We start from the raw sequence: 13,374 nt of genomic DNA on the forward strand, positions 1-13,374 counted from the left end.
CTTCGTGAATGGTCGTTTTGCGGGCCTTATAGGCAGTGCAGCACGACTTGTCACGCCTTGCGAGCGCTCACGGGATGGCTGTAACACTTATCGCATGGCTACCATCCGCGAAACCGATCTCTACCTTCCCGTGAAAGCGCATTTCGAGGCGCTGGGTTATGTGGTGAAAGCAGAGGTGCGGGACGCGGATGTGGTGGCGGTGAAAGACGGTGTGCCCGTCATCATCGAGCTGAAAACCGGCTTTACCCTCCAGCTTTTGCAACAAGGCACCGCGCGACAGGCGCTGAGCGATCACGTCTACCTCGCCGTGCCGCGATGGAAGGGCAAGGCGGGCTGGCGGATGTTCAAGGGGAACCTTGGGCTGTGCAAACGGCTGGGGCTTGGGGTGATTTCGGTGAATGTGGTGGAAGGTTCGGTGCAGGTGCACCATGACCCGCGCGCTTTTGTTCCGCGCAAGAACAAGGCGAAGACGGAAAAGCTCTTGGCCGAGTTCGCGCGCCGAGAGGGGGACCCCAATCTGGGCGGCTCAAAAGCCGGTGGCCGCGTGACCGCCTACCGTCAGGACGCGGAGAAATGCCGGGCGTATTTGTTGGAGAACGGGCCATCGAAGGGGGCGGAGGTGGCCAAGGCCACAGGCGTCAAACACGCCACCCGGATGATGCGGGATAATCATTATGGGTGGTTTGAGAAGGTTGAGGTGGGGGTTTATGGGGTGCAGCAAAACGAGCGGCTTACGGCCTTTTAGAGCTTTTGACGAATGCTTTTTGCAACGGCGTCGGCCTCTTCAAGCAAGCGAAAAACTTCGGAGCGAATTTCAAGAAAACGGTCCAATTCTGGTTGCGCCGCGTTTCGAATGTCATCCATTGTCGTTGGTCTGGCTTCATCGGCACTCAAAAACTTTTCCATTCTCGCTATACGATTTTCAAGGTTAGGGCGCCCTTCATGAATTATAAAATCACGCCAATTCTTTTTGCCTTTTCGTTCGTTGCAGGTTCGGCATGAAGGAACAAGATTTCGTATGCGATGTCCGTAGCCTGAAAACTCTCCTGCAATCACTCTGTTGAACACATGATCCCACGTCGCAGCAGGAGCGTCGCAATACACACAGGTCAATTCATCTTCGGGATTTTGCCCTAAATCCGTTATACTCGAATTGACTGTGCTTTCGGAGTATTCGTCGAAAGGTGCGAGAGCAGACGCGAAGGCGTTTGAGAAGGTGCTTTTGCGCCCCATAATTCGGGAGCTTTTTAAGTATTTCTTGATGTCATATGCTTTCATTTTTCTTTTTTAAGGCCTCTTTTGTGAAAACCAACATAAATTTATGAGCGACTACTTCGCGCGATGATGCGTGAATTATTTTTCCCCAACTCCCCTGTTGACTCACCACCGTCACCTTCCTAACTATGCGTCGTTGTCACTCTCCCGAGGTGAGTGCTAACGATTGATTTACCCCGCCCCCTCAGAGGGTGGACGAAAACAGAAACTTTGAGCGAAGGAGCCTCGAAGATGGCATTCAAACCGCTGCACGACCGCGTTGTGGTCGAACGTGTTGAGAGCGAAGAAAAGACCGCAGGTGGTCTCATCATCCCCGATAGCGCAAAAGAAAAGCCCGCCGAAGGCAAAGTCGTTGCCGTGGGCGAAGGCGCTCGCAAAGACAGCGGCGAGCTGATCGCTCCCTCCGTCAAAGAAGGCGACATCGTCCTCTTTGGCAAATGGTCCGGCACGGAAATCACCGTGGACGGCAAAGAGCTTCTCATCATGAAAGAGTCGGACATCCTCGGCATCATCGCCTGAGCGAACGCCTGAGACCGACCCACATCAACCCAATTTATGGAGTGAACAATGGCTAAAGAAGTCAAGTTTGACGTCGATGCACGCAACCGCATGCTCAAAGGCGTGAACGTCCTCGCCGATGCTGTGAAAGTGACCCTCGGCCCCAAAGGCCGCAACGTGGTCCTCGACAAATCCTTCGGCGCCCCGCGCATCACCAAAGACGGTGTGTCCGTGGCCAAAGAGATCGAGCTCGAAGACAAGTTCGAAAACATGGGCGCGCAGATGGTGAAGGAAGTCGCTTCCCGCACCAACGACGAAGCCGGCGACGGCACCACCACCGCCACCGTTCTGGCTCAGGCCATCATCAAAGAAGGCCTCAAGCAGGTTGCTGCCGGTCTGAACCCGATGGACCTGAAACGCGGCATCGACCTCGCGACCCTCAAAGTCGTCGAAGCGATCAAAGCGGCTGCCCGTCCGGTGAACGATTCCGCTGAAGTCGCCCAAGTCGGCACGATTTCTGCCAACGGCGAAGCCGAAATCGGTCAGCAAATCGCAGACGCGATGCAGAAAGTCGGCAACGACGGCGTGATCACCGTCGAAGAGAACAAAGGCATGGAAACCGAGACCACCGTGGTCGAAGGCATGCAGTTCGACCGTGGCTACCTGTCGCCGTACTTCGTGACCAACCCGGACAAGATGATTGCCGAGCTGGACGACTGCATCGTGCTCCTGCACGAGAAGAAACTCTCTTCTCTGCAGCCGATGGTGCCGCTCCTCGAGCAGGTCATCCAGTCCCAGAAACCGCTCCTCATCATTGCTGAGGACGTGGAAGGCGAAGCGCTGGCGACCCTCGTGGTCAACAAACTGCGCGGCGGCCTGAAAATTGCGGCTGTCAAAGCACCGGGCTTTGGCGATCGTCGTAAAGCCATGCTGCAAGACATCGCGATCCTCACCGGCGGTCAGGTGATCTCCGAAGATCTCGGCATGAAGCTCGAAAACGTCACCATGGACATGCTCGGCTCCGCCAAGAAAATCTCCATCACCAAAGACGAAACCACCATCGTCGACGGCGCTGGCGAGAAGGCAGAGATCGAAGCCCGCGTGGCTCAGATCCGCACCCAGATCGAAGAAACCACCTCTGATTACGACCGTGAGAAACTGCAAGAACGTGTTGCCAAACTGGCTGGCGGCGTTGCCGTGATCCGCGTTGGCGGTCTGACCGAAGTGGAAGTGAAAGAACGCAAAGACCGTGTGGACGATGCTCTCAACGCAACCCGCGCTGCCGTGCAAGAAGGCATCGTCGTGGGCGGCGGTGTGGCTCTGGTTCAGGCCGGCAAGTCGCTCGAAGGTCTCACCGGTGCGAACGCTGACCAGGACGCAGGCATTCACATCGTGAAGAAAGCCATCGAAGCTCCGCTGCGTCAGATCGCAGAAAACGCAGGCGTCGACGGCGCTGTCGTGGCTGGCAAAGTCCGCGAGTCCGACGATCTGGCCTTCGGCTTCAACGCTCAAACCGAAGAATATGGCGACATGTTCAAATTCGGCGTGATCGACCCGGCCAAAGTGACCCGCACCGCTCTGGAAGACGCAGCCTCCATCGCGGGCCTGCTGATCACCACCGAAGCCATGGTTGCCGACAAACCGTCGAAAGACGGCGGCGCTGGCGCCGGTATGCCCGACATGGGTGGCATGGGTGGCATGGGCGGCATGATGTAATCATCTCGCAAGAGATGTGATCAGCCGACTGGCTCAAAAATCGAAAGGGTCGCCGTTAAGGGCGGCCCTTTTTCGTCTCTGCACCTGAAAATACGTCGGACAGATCGGCAATATCTGTGTGAACCGGTGATTTTGCCCAAAAAAAGGCCGTAAGCCTCTATTTTACAAGGATGTGCAAAATCGGCGCATTTCTGCCTTGCTATCGTTTTTCTGCACCTGCAATGTTTTTAAAAAGCTTGTTGATGAGTGATGGTATGCACCTACGCGCCCTTTCCACTGACGACGATATTGCGGTGTCCGTGCTTTTGGATACGACATTTGGCAATTCGGATATGTACCGTTTGGCACAATGCCTGCGCGAAGAAGGTTCCGTCGCGATGGAGCGGGTCGCCTATGAGAACGAGACCATTCTGGGCTATATCTGCTGCGCGCGCATGACGCTGCCTCAGGACTGGTGGGCCCTGTCTATTCTTGCTGTCTCTCCGATCTATCACAAACGCGGCATGGGCCGGGAATTGGTGGTGCGCGGCATGGAGCACGCGCGCCGCGAAGGCGCCAAGGCGGTGGTCGTTGTCGGAGACCCGAAATATTTTTCCCGCGTCGGCTTTTCCAAACTGGCGGCGAGCAATCTTGAGACGCCTTTTCTCAAGGAGCACACCTCGCTCTATCCGATTGCGCCAGGCACCGGAATGAGTCGCAATGAACTCATCTATCCCACAGCATATGGCAAATTTGTGGACGCGATAAGCGGCTGATACGCTCGGTATTTAGGCATAAAACGCATCTTGCGTGTGTTCTTATTCGCCCTTGACGCGCTAAGGTTGTGTTTTTCGACTTTACCTAGCTTCAGCATTGAGTGTTTACTAAGTATTTTCATATTCAAGTATTGGTGAGGTGACATGCGGCAGTGACTTGGTGCGTTTGCATGTCGGAAACGGTTTTGGAGTTGCTCCGCGTCCCGTTTGTTTGGGGCCGGTGATATTTATGTGAATTGAGTATGAGAATTAGACATTTTGAGTCGGGGGACGATCTCGCTGTGTCTGTGCTTCTGGATGGATATTTCCAAGGTTCGGGCATGTTTCATATGGTGCAGCAGCTGCGCCTGGATCAAGATATCGCGATGGAATGCGTGGCCTGCAAAGGGGACGATCTTTTCGGCTATCTTGCTTTTGCAAAATTGAAATCGCCGGACAACTGGTGGAACCTTGCGATCGTTGCAGTGTCTTCGGCGTGGCGTCAAAAGGATGCCGATGCCTACATGATCCGTAAGTCGCTCGAATTTGCACGCGAGCATGGGGCACAGGCTATCGTCGTTGTCGGCTCTCCGGAGTTTTATACCCCTCTGGGTTTTGCGCCCATTGCGGGACAAAACATCATTCTGCCGTTCGGGCGGGAAAGAACGCAAATCACCTATCTTGATGACAACGCGCCGCAGGATTTGCAGCGCGTCATCTATCCTGATGCTGTGGCGCAGGCCGCAAAGGCCCCATAGGTGGGCTAGGCGGCGCCCGTGATCTTGTTCACATGACCCATCTTGCGGCCCGCTTTGACCTCGGCTTTGCCATAGAGGTGGATCGCGACGGAGCCGTCCTTGGCGAATTCCGGGATGCGGTCGACATCGTCGCCAATGAGGTTCAGCATCTCGACATTGGAATGGCGTTTGCCATCGCCCAAGGGCCAGCCCGCTACGGCGCGAATATGCTGTTCGAACTGGTCGATGACACAGCCGTTCTGTGTCCAATGGCCGGAATTGTGCACGCGGGGCGCGATCTCGTTGACGACCAGACCGCTCGGTGTGACGAACAACTCGACGCCTATGACGCCAACATAATCCAACGCATTCAGGATCTTGGCTGCGAGTAACACCGCATCGGTGCGCTGCGCGGGCGTCAGGCGGGCAGGGACCGTCGTGGTGTGCAGAATGCCGGATTTGTGCACGTTTTCGCCGGGATCAAAGCACGAGATATCCCCCGCCTGACCGCGCGCGGCAATCACCGAGACCTCATGGGAGAAATCGACAAAGCCTTCGAGAATGGCGGGCGCACCGGCCATATCGGCCAGCGCCTGATCGGCCTCGGGCAGATCCATGATCCGAGCCTGACCCTTGCCGTCATAGCCGAAACGACGGGTCTTCAGGATCGCGGGGGCGCCAATCTCCAGCAGAGCTTCGGCGAGATCGACATCGTCGTCCACGGCGGCGAAGGGCGCCACTTGCAGGCCCAGCTCGGAGAGGAAGTTCTTCTCGATCAGACGGTCCTGCGACACGGCCAGCGCCTTGCGGTTCGGGCGGATCGGCACGAGGGATTCGATGAGATCGAGCGCCGAGGTCGGCACGTTTTCGAACTCATAGGTCACCACATCGACGGAGGCGGCGAATTTTTTGAGCGCCTCTTCGTCCTCATAGCTGGCTTGAAAATGGTAATTCGCGACATGAGAGGCGGGGCAGTCACCGCCCGGCTCGAAGATGCAGGTTTTGAACCCGAGGCGAGACGCCGCCACAGAAAGCATCCGGCCAAGCTGACCTCCGCCGAGAATGCCGATGGTTGCATTCGGGGCAAGCGTTTGCACGTCAGTCATGGCGTCACTCATCAATCGGTTCGTCAGGGATAGAGGCGGACAGGGCCTCGCGCCAGGCATCGAGGCGATCTGCCAAAGCGGGATCATGGATCGCCAGAATGCTAGCGGCCATCAGGCCCGCATTTGCAGCGCCCGCCTCGCCAATCGCCATGGTGGCAACCGGGAAACCTTTCGGCATCTGGACGATGGAATAGAGGCTGTCGACACCGGACAGCGCGCGGGTCTGGACCGGCACGCCGATCACCGGCACGCGGGTCTTGGAGGCCATCATGCCCGGCAAATGCGCAGCGCCACCGGCGCCCGCGATGATCACCTTGAGACCGCGCCCGGCGGCCTCTTTGCCATAGGTCCAAAGGCGATCCGGCGTGCGGTGGGCGGAGACGATTTTCGCCTCGTAAGCCACACCCAGCTCATCCAGAATTTCCGCTGCGCGTTTCATGGTGGGCCAGTCCGACTGGCTGCCCATGATGATGCCGACTTCGACGCTCATATGGCTGATCTCCCGGGAAAGTGTCGCTTTCCCGCCTTATAACTGAAGTGCTGCGTGACGCAACGTTTAGGCGTGGGTTTAAAGCGTTTCGATTTTAACTTGATCTATCACATAAAGCCGAAACGCACGCTCTGTTTCGACATTGCACCGCGTTTCTGATCAAACCCGGAAACAGGTTTAAGCAGGAACACTTTAGGCAATGATGTCGGGGGTGATTTGATCTTCGAGCAGGGCGATCCGGTCCTTGAGCGCCAGCTTTTGCTTTTTCATCCGCTGAAGCCGCAGGGCGTCGAGGTGCCCGGTTTCCTGCATCGCATCAATGGCCGCATCGAGATCGCGGTGTTCGCGTTTGAGCATTTCGAGTTTGACCCGAAGCACATCCAGATGATCCATACGGTTGGACACGTTCATCGCGTTGTCTCTGTCATTGTTTGCAATGGACCTGACAGACTCAGCATGCGCGCGGCCCGACAGGTCCCCTGAGCTTAGCCGCAAAGTCGAAAAACTCAAAGCGTTCTGAACGCTCTCGTTTGGCGCAACGTAAGGGCACTTGAACCCCAGGGGTCTGTTGCCCATATCATATAGAAAGGGTTGCCGGTTTCGGGACCCAAGACACAACACAGTCGCTTCGAAAAGGACGTGTAGATGACGAAAGTGAGTTTTGGCGCCCATCCTTTCCTTCTGGGGTTCGATCAGTTGGAACGTCTGGTGGAGCGCACGGCGAAGACCGACGCCGGGGGCTATCCGCCCTATAACATTGAACAATCCTCGGCGAACGAATACCGCATCACGCTGGCCGTCGCGGGGTTTTCCGAGGGCGATCTGGCGATCACGCTCGAAGACCGGCAATTGGTCGTGCGTGGACGGATGCCGGAGGAGACCGGCGAACGCGTCTTTTTGCATCGTGGCATCGCCGGGCGACAATTTCAGCGCTCTTTCGTGCTGGCCGACGGGGTCGAGGTCAGCGGCGCGTCGATGGAAAACGGTTTGTTGCACATCGACCTGACCCGCGCGGAACCCGAAACCGTCGTGCAAACCATCCAGATCAGGAAAGGATAAGACATGAACACGCGCTATCCGAATTTGCCGTTTGGAGAAGAGACTCAGGAGGTCAAAATCGCCTATGTGCGCCCGGTCGCCGTCTCTGAGCTGCCCGAAGAGGTGCAGGATCAGGTCGAAGGGCTGGATCACATCTATTCCGTCAATGACGCGGAGGGCACGCGGTTGGCACTGGTGGCCAATCTGCCTCTGGCCTTTGCGATTGCCCGCGAACATGATTTCGCGCCGGTGAACGTGCATTGATGTGACAATCTCGGGCGTGATCTGCGCCCAAAGAGATGTCTCTTTGTTTGAGAGCGGTTCCGATGGGGCCGCTCTTTTTCTTTGCGGGGTATGGCCGTGTCCCTCAATGGGCCCGTTTTCAGACTAAACTCAGGTTATAGAGCGGTGTTTTCCACCCTGAACGCATTTGCACCGGGGCGGGGGCGGGCCTAGGTCTCGGTCATCGATCCCAAGGGGCCAAAGCCCCGAATGCCAGCCAGAAAGCGAGAGACGATGAATACTTCGGTGAAAACTCCGGTGAAAATCTCCCAATCCTACAGCGGGCTGCAAAAGCTCCTGCACTGGGCGGTGGTGCTGACCTTTGCTTTTAATTACGTGGTCTCCGACGGCATGGGCCGGGCGCTGCGGACATTTCTTGAAACCGGGGCGAACGACAATTTGACCGCCCAACTGCACGTCATCGTCGGTGTCGCGACGCTGGTGCTGATGCTCCTGCGCCTTGTGGTGCGGCTGATCCAGGGGGCGCCTGCGCTGCCGCCCGCACCGCATCCGCTGATGGAAAAGGCCGCCCATGGGGTGCATTGGCTGCTCTATGCCGCGATGATCGCGACGCCTGCGGCAGGGGGCGCGGCCTGGTTCCTTGGGCTCCATGAGGCGGGCGACGTGCATGAGGTGCTGGTGAACCTGACATTGTTCCTCATCTTCGCCCATGTTGCGGCGGCGCTGTATCACCAGTTCATTCTGAAAGATAACCTATTGAAACGTATGGCGCCGCACTGAGATCCCGTGCAGCGCAACGAAAAAGCCCCGACCACATGGCCGGGGCTTTTTTTGAGTCTGGAGGTCTTAACCGGCTTAATGCGCGGCTATCAGGCCCATGCTTTCGAGTTTCAGAATGACCTGATGGGCGCAGTTGTCCACATCATGACCTTCGGTCTCGACACGCAGCTCCGGGTTCTCAGGCACATCGTAAGGATCGGAGATGCCGGTGAATTCCTTAATCTTGCCTTCGCGCGCGAGCTTGTAGAGCCCTTTGCGATCCCGCTTTTCGCATTCCTCGATGGAGGTGGCGACGTGCACTTCGACAAAGGCGCCAAAGTTTTCGACATCCTCACGCACCGCACGACGGGTGGTCGCATAGGGCGCGATCGGCGCACAGATGGCGATGCCGCCGTTCTTGGTGATCTCGGACGCCACGTAACCGATGCGGCGGATGTTGAGATCGCGGTGCTCTTTCGAAAAGCCCAGCTCGGAGGACAGGTTTTTACGCACGATGTCACCATCGAGGAGCGTCACCGGACGGCCACCCATCTCCATCAGTTTGACCATCAGAGCGTTCGCAATGGTGGATTTGCCGGAGCCGGAGAAACCGGTGAAGAACACGGTGAACCCCTGTTTGGAGCGCGGCGGTTTGGTGCGGCGCAGCTCTTTCACCACCTCGGGGAAGGAGAACCACTCGGGGATCTCAAGACCTTCGGCCAGACGGCGACGCAGTTCGGTGCCGGAAATGTTGAGGATGGTGATCTTATCCTTGTCCTCGATCTCGTCGATGGCTTCGTATTGCGCCCGTTCCTGAACCCAAACCATGTGTTTGAAGTCCACCATCTCGATGCCCATTTCTTCCTGGTGCTTGCGGAACAGGTCCTGTGCATCATAGGGGCCGTAGAAATCTTCGCCCTTGGAGTTGGACCCCGGACCGGCGTGGTCGCGGCCGACGATGAAGTGGGAGCAGCCGTAGTTTTTACGGATCAGACCATGCCACACGGCCTCACGCGGGCCCGCCATACGCATGGCGAGCGGCAGGAGGCTCATGGTGGTGGTGGACTGCGGGTATTTGTCGAGCACGGCCTCGTAGCAGCGCACGCGGGTGAAGTGGTCCACATCGCCCGGCTTGGTCATGCCGACGACCGGATGGATCAAAAGGTTGGCCTGCGCTTCTTTCGCGGCGCGGAAGGTCAGTTCCTGGTGCGCGCGGTGCAGCGGGTTGCGGGTCTGGAAGGCCACGACGCGGCGCCAGCCCAGTTTGCGGAAATAGGCGCGCAGCTCGTTGGGCGTGTCGCGACGGGCGCGGAAATCGTAATGCACCGGCTGTTGGATGCCGGTGATCGGACCGCCGAGGTAGACCTTGCCCGCCGTGTTGTGCAGGTAGTTGACCGCCGGGTGTTTGTCGTCATCGGCGCCAAAAACTTTCTCGGCTTCGAGCGATTTGTTCGGCACCCAATTGTCGGTGACAGTCATGGTGGCGAGGATCACACCCTCTTGGTCACGCAGTGCGATGTCCTGACCCTCTTTGAGGGAGGCGGCGAAGTCTTCGGACACATCGAGCGTGATCGGCATCGGCCAGAGCGAGCCGTCCGCGAGGCGCATGTCATTGACGACGCCATTGTAATCCTCTTCCGAGAGGAAGCCTTTGAGCGGGTTGAACCCGCCGTTCATCAGCAATTCGAGATCGCAAATCTGACGCGGGGAGAGGTCCCAGCTGACGAGGTCCGCTGCCTCGACCTTGAGTTTCTGTGCGCTTTCGTAAGAGACGTAAAGCTCGGGGATCGGGGCAAGATTTTCGGCCATGCAAATCGCCTTTTTGTGGCAGGAACGGTTCAACGATGTAAACACGATGCTGCAAAGCGGCATCGCACTCCTGTCGGAGTAGCCTTTTTTAACGAGTCAATTCAACACTGGTGGCGCTGCCGAAACAAAAATGAGGCCCGTGGGCCTCACTTTTTTCAGCTATCAAGAACTCTGTTCGTCCAATTGCGACAAAACTGGTCCTTTGTTTCGCCATAGGGGCTTATTCTTGTGCAGCCAGCCAATGTTCCGCGTCCAAAGCCGCCATACAGCCCATGCCCGCCGAGGTCACAGCCTGACGATATTTGTGATCCGTCAGATCGCCCGCGGCAAAAATGCCTGGGATGGAGGTCTCGGTGGTGCCGGGATTGACCTTGACGTAGCCGCCGTGGTGCATCTCGACCTTGTCCTTCACCAGCTCGGTCGCGGGCGCGTGGCCGATGGCGATGAACACGCCTTTGGCGGCAATGTCGGTGATCTCGCCGGTCTTGACGTTTTTCACTTTCACGCCGTTCACGCCCTTCATCGGCGCCTCGTCACCGTAGACCTCGACCAGTTCGCTGTCCCAGAGCGGATGAATCTTTTCGTTCTTCATCAAACGGTCGATCAGGATCTTCTCGGCCCGCAATTCATCGCGGCGGTGGATCAGCGTCACTTTCGAGGCAAAGTTGGTCAGGAACAAAGCTTCTTCGACCGCCGTGTTGCCGCCGCCGACCACAACGATTTCCATATTGCGGTAAAAGAACCCGTCACAGGTCGCACAGGCCGAAACGCCATAGCCCTTGAAGGCTTCCTCGGTCGGCAGGTTCAGCCATTTCGCCCGCGCACCGGTGGCAAGGATCACCGCATCCGCCGTGTAGATCGTGCCGCTGTCGCCTTTGGCCACAAAGGGCCGACTGTCGGTGTCCAACTCGACGATCAGGTCAGAGATGATCTCGGTGCCCATCGCGCGGGCGTGCTCTTCCATCTTCACCATCAACTCTGGGCCCTGCACCTCGGTGAAGCCCGGAAAGTTTTCGACCTCGGTCGTGGTGGTCAATTGCCCGCCCGGCTCCATGCCCTGCACAAGGATCGGAGACAGCATCGCGCGCGCCGCATAGACGCCCGCCGTGTAGCCCGCAGGACCCGAGCCTATGATCAGAACTTTGGTATGTTTCGTGTCCGCCATGATCCGGGACCCTTTTCATGTTGTCTTTTATGTCGGCACCGATATAGACACGCGGCTCCCGCTTATCAAACCCCCCTGTGCTGCACAGCGGTGGTGAAAAAATAAGCGCGGATTGGCGCAAGGCGCTGCGCGTATGCGAAATGCTCTTGAAACTTTCTTGCCAAAATGAGAAAGAATGTTGCGCGCAGAGACCGCTTTGCGCATTTGTTGGAATTTACGCCGCTTTGGCCAAGGCTTCGGGAAAACAGATGCCCTCTCATAAACTCGACGAGATCGATCGCAAAATTTTGGCCGAACTGCAGGCAGACGGCCGCATGACCAACGTGGAACTGGCGAAACGCGTCGGCATTTCCGCGCCGCCGTGCCTGCGTCGGGTGCGCACTTTGGAAGAGAGCGGCTATATCAAGGGCTATCACGCCGTGGTCGATGCCCGCGCGCTGAACTTTGAGGTGCAGGTCTTTGCCATGGTCGGTCTGCAAAGCCAGGCCGAGGTCGATCTGTCGAAATTCGAAGCGAAATGTCAGGACTGGCCGCTGGTGCGCGAATGCCACATGCTGAACGGCGAGGTTGATTTCATCCTCAAATGCGTGGCGCCGGACCTCTCGACCTTCCAGAGCTTTCTGACCGGCGAGTTGCTGTCGACGGAGAATGTCGCAAGCGTGAAGACATCGCTGGTGATCCGGGGCGCGAAAGACGAGCCGGGAGTGCCCTTTGAAGTGCTCGAAGCGCGCTTGGCCCAGAATGCTTGAGGTCTACGCCTAAAGTGAAGGCCTAACATCAGGTTTCAAATATAAAAAACGGCCCGCCTTCTGGCTGGGCCGTTTTTCGTGGAAGACCGATGGAGGGACAGGTCATCGGTCGGCTGAAATCCTACCGGAACGTCAGTTCCAGCATATCCGTGGGCGTCAAGCGCAGCTGTGCCATCGCGCCGAAATCGCCCAAGCCGTCGAGATGCGGGAACAGCGCCATGAATCGCCCACGCAGATCGCCCTGCAACTGACCGGCGGCCGCGGTGCCCGGATGATAGCTCTCAAGCTCGACACCGTTGACGCGCAAGAGGCTATGGCGGGCAAGACCGATGTGATAGCTGCGCACCGAGGAGATCGGCGTCACCTCGATCACGGACATGCCATCGACGAGGCTTGGCACCGGGGCCATCGCCTGCGAGGTGCCATAGGTGGCTTTCAACGCATCCGCGCGCAGCAGCGACCGCGCACCGGCGCCCAACATCAGATCGGGGGCAGGACGGCCCAGTCCGAAAGCATCCGCCATGACGCGATAGAGCCTCTCGGGCTTGGCCTCCGGGCTGCGTGTGCCTTTCGGGTCCAACATCATTGCGCCGATCCAGTCGACGCGTTGCACCCCATTGTCCACGGTTTCGATCAGATCGCCCGGCAAGAGATCCTCAATGGCGACGGGGCCCTGCGGCGTCGGGATCAAGGCGCCACGGGCAAAGGCGTTGAACGCCGCCTCGAAAAGCGGCAGGGCCGGGGCGCTGAGCGTGTCGTCGCGGATGTCACCATTGGGCGCACGCCAGAGGATTTCATAGCGGCGCAGCGTGTAGGCGGGGCGTGCAGTGGGACGGTCCGGCTGATGATCTGCCAGCCGATCCATCGGACGCATCCGACGCACGGTCCAGGCGGTTTGCACCTGCGGGCTGGCCGGAACATAGGCGCGCGCCGCACCGTTCCGGCGAAGAGACTCGGGGCTCTGAGTGAGTGCTTGCGGGCCGGAATGGGGCTGCGACATGAAACGCCTCGTGACTGTGTCGGCCCCCACCGAGAACAGTGGGTCTTTGATCACA

The 13,374-nt window shown here is 58.0% G+C and carries 16 protein-coding genes; 9 read left to right on the top strand and 7 right to left on the bottom strand.

The genetic code is table 11. The annotated features are described in order from the left end of the window. The first annotated feature begins 94 nt into the window (after window positions 1–94). Window positions 95–745: a DUF2161 domain-containing phosphodiesterase gene (locus HCZ23_RS00375; RefSeq protein ID WP_175580854.1), complete on the top strand. Its 651-nt coding sequence runs from the start codon at window positions 95–97 to the stop codon at window positions 743–745. Here the strand turns inward: HCZ23_RS00375 and HCZ23_RS00380 are convergent. After that, window positions 742–1,278, bottom strand: coding sequence for an HNH endonuclease (locus HCZ23_RS00380; RefSeq protein WP_167599721.1), 537 nt, complete (start codon window positions 1,276–1,278; stop codon window positions 742–744). The genes HCZ23_RS00375 and HCZ23_RS00380 overlap by 4 nt on opposite strands. Before the next feature lie 228 nt (window positions 1,279–1,506). Between HCZ23_RS00380 and groES the strand changes: the two genes are divergently transcribed. The 4 genes from groES (at window position 1,507) to HCZ23_RS00400 (ending at window position 4,981) form a co-directional block, all read left to right on the top strand. Continuing rightward, a complete protein-coding gene (gene groES / locus HCZ23_RS00385; RefSeq protein WP_167599722.1) occupies window positions 1,507–1,794 on the top strand; it encodes a co-chaperone GroES in 288 nt (95 codons plus the stop codon). A 48-nt stretch (window positions 1,795–1,842) separates the two neighbouring features. After that, a complete protein-coding gene (gene groL, locus HCZ23_RS00390) occupies window positions 1,843–3,489 on the top strand; it encodes a chaperonin GroEL (protein WP_167599723.1) in 1,647 nt (548 codons plus the stop codon). A gap of 242 nt (window positions 3,490–3,731) precedes the next feature. Further along, window positions 3,732–4,244 carry a GNAT family N-acetyltransferase gene (locus HCZ23_RS00395; RefSeq protein ID WP_167599724.1) on the top strand — a complete coding sequence of 171 codons (513 nt, stop codon included), beginning with the start codon at window positions 3,732–3,734 and terminating at the stop codon, window positions 4,242–4,244. 320 nt (window positions 4,245–4,564) lie between these two features. After that, complete coding sequence (locus HCZ23_RS00400) at window positions 4,565–4,981, top strand: GNAT family N-acetyltransferase (protein WP_167599725.1); 417 nt, start codon at window positions 4,565–4,567, stop codon at window positions 4,979–4,981. A 5-nt stretch (window positions 4,982–4,986) separates the two neighbouring features. Here HCZ23_RS00400 and HCZ23_RS00405 read toward each other — a convergent pair whose 3' ends face one another. The 3 genes from HCZ23_RS00405 to HCZ23_RS00415 all read right to left on the bottom strand — a co-directional run bounded on the left by HCZ23_RS00405 (window position 4,987) and on the right by HCZ23_RS00415 (window position 6,967). Continuing rightward, window positions 4,987–6,066, bottom strand: coding sequence for a 5-(carboxyamino)imidazole ribonucleotide synthase (locus HCZ23_RS00405; RefSeq protein ID WP_167599726.1), 1,080 nt, complete (start codon window positions 6,064–6,066; stop codon window positions 4,987–4,989). Window positions 6,067–6,070: 4 nt separating this feature from the next. Next, window positions 6,071–6,556 carry a 5-(carboxyamino)imidazole ribonucleotide mutase gene (gene purE / locus HCZ23_RS00410; RefSeq protein WP_167599727.1) on the bottom strand — a complete coding sequence of 162 codons (486 nt, stop codon included), beginning with the start codon at window positions 6,554–6,556 and terminating at the stop codon, window positions 6,071–6,073. Between the two features lie 192 nt (window positions 6,557–6,748). After that, window positions 6,749–6,967: a YdcH family protein gene (locus HCZ23_RS00415; RefSeq protein WP_167599728.1), complete on the bottom strand. Its 219-nt coding sequence runs from the start codon at window positions 6,965–6,967 to the stop codon at window positions 6,749–6,751. Between the two features lie 234 nt (window positions 6,968–7,201). Here HCZ23_RS00415 and HCZ23_RS00420 point away from each other — a divergent pair, with 234 nt between their 5' ends. The 3 genes from HCZ23_RS00420 (at window position 7,202) to HCZ23_RS00430 (ending at window position 8,617) form a co-directional block, all read left to right on the top strand. After that, complete coding sequence (locus HCZ23_RS00420; protein ID WP_167599729.1) at window positions 7,202–7,615, top strand: Hsp20 family protein; 414 nt, start codon at window positions 7,202–7,204, stop codon at window positions 7,613–7,615. A 3-nt stretch (window positions 7,616–7,618) separates the two neighbouring features. Then, window positions 7,619–7,858 carry a DUF1150 family protein gene (locus HCZ23_RS00425; protein WP_167599730.1) on the top strand — a complete coding sequence of 80 codons (240 nt, stop codon included), beginning with the start codon at window positions 7,619–7,621 and terminating at the stop codon, window positions 7,856–7,858. Between the two features lie 276 nt (window positions 7,859–8,134). Beyond that, complete coding sequence (locus HCZ23_RS00430; RefSeq protein WP_167599731.1) at window positions 8,135–8,617, top strand: cytochrome b/b6 domain-containing protein; 483 nt, start codon at window positions 8,135–8,137, stop codon at window positions 8,615–8,617. A 75-nt stretch (window positions 8,618–8,692) separates the two neighbouring features. On the opposite strand, the gene HCZ23_RS00435 is transcribed toward HCZ23_RS00430, so the two are convergent. Then, on the bottom strand, window positions 8,693–10,405 hold the full coding sequence (locus tag HCZ23_RS00435; RefSeq protein ID WP_167599732.1) for a bifunctional sulfate adenylyltransferase/adenylylsulfate kinase: 1,713 nt from the start codon (window positions 10,403–10,405) through the stop codon (window positions 8,693–8,695). Window positions 10,406–10,625: 220 nt separating this feature from the next. Then, entirely contained in the window at window positions 10,626–11,570 is a 945-nt protein-coding gene (trxB, locus tag HCZ23_RS00440) for a thioredoxin-disulfide reductase (RefSeq protein WP_167599733.1), read from the bottom strand. Window positions 11,571–11,818: 248 nt separating this feature from the next. Here trxB and HCZ23_RS00445 point away from each other — a divergent pair, with 248 nt between their 5' ends. Continuing rightward, a complete protein-coding gene (locus HCZ23_RS00445; RefSeq protein ID WP_167599734.1) occupies window positions 11,819–12,319 on the top strand; it encodes an Lrp/AsnC family transcriptional regulator in 501 nt (166 codons plus the stop codon). 121 nt (window positions 12,320–12,440) lie between these two features. Here the strand turns inward: HCZ23_RS00445 and HCZ23_RS00450 are convergent, their stop codons facing one another. Then, entirely contained in the window at window positions 12,441–13,319 is an 879-nt protein-coding gene (locus HCZ23_RS00450; protein WP_167599735.1) for a Hint domain-containing protein, read from the bottom strand. Window positions 13,320–13,374: the final 55 nt, after the last annotated feature.

Origin of the sequence: Celeribacter sp. HF31, from assembly GCF_011806455.1 — a bacterium.
In the GTDB taxonomy this organism is placed as follows: Bacteria; Pseudomonadota; Alphaproteobacteria; order Rhodobacterales; family Rhodobacteraceae; genus Celeribacter.